The organism is Stutzerimonas stutzeri (genome assembly GCF_000952685.1).
Taxonomy (GTDB): Bacteria; Pseudomonadota; Gammaproteobacteria; order Pseudomonadales; family Pseudomonadaceae; genus Stutzerimonas; species Stutzerimonas stutzeri_E.
The window spans coordinates 1-462 of sequence record NZ_JYHV01000040.1; the positions used below are offsets into that span (position 1 = coordinate 1).

Sequence of the window (462 nt, forward strand, 5' to 3'; positions counted from 1 at the left end):
GCCGGCAAGGTGAACACCAGTGGCTCGACCGGCAGCTTCGTCGACAAGAATGCGGGCCAGGATGCATCGGTAAGCGGCTCGGGCATCGCTTTGACTGGCGACGAGGCGAACAACTACGCCTTCGATACCAGTGCGCAAATCGGCACCGCCGACATCGACAAGAAGACCCTGACCGCCACGGCCGATGTGGCCGACAAGGTCTACGACGGCACCACCGGCGCAGATCTCAGCAATGTGCAGCTGATCGGCGTGGTGGCCGGCGACGCCGGCAAGGTGAACACCAGTGGCAGCACGGGCTCGTTCGTTGACAAGAACGCAGGCCTGGATAAATCGGTAAGCGGCTCGGGCATCGCTCTGACCGGCGATGAGGCGAACAACTATGCCTTCGACACCGGCGCGCAGATAGGCACCGCCGACATCGACAAGAAGACCCTGACCGCCACGGCCGATGTGGTCGACAAA

The 462-nt window shown here is 62.8% G+C and carries 1 protein-coding gene; it reads left to right on the forward strand.

All coding sequences use genetic code 11. The features are described from left to right. Positions 1-462 (forward strand): YDG domain-containing protein (locus tag UF78_RS23045; protein WP_045164452.1); only part of this gene is annotated, 462 nt, incomplete at both ends.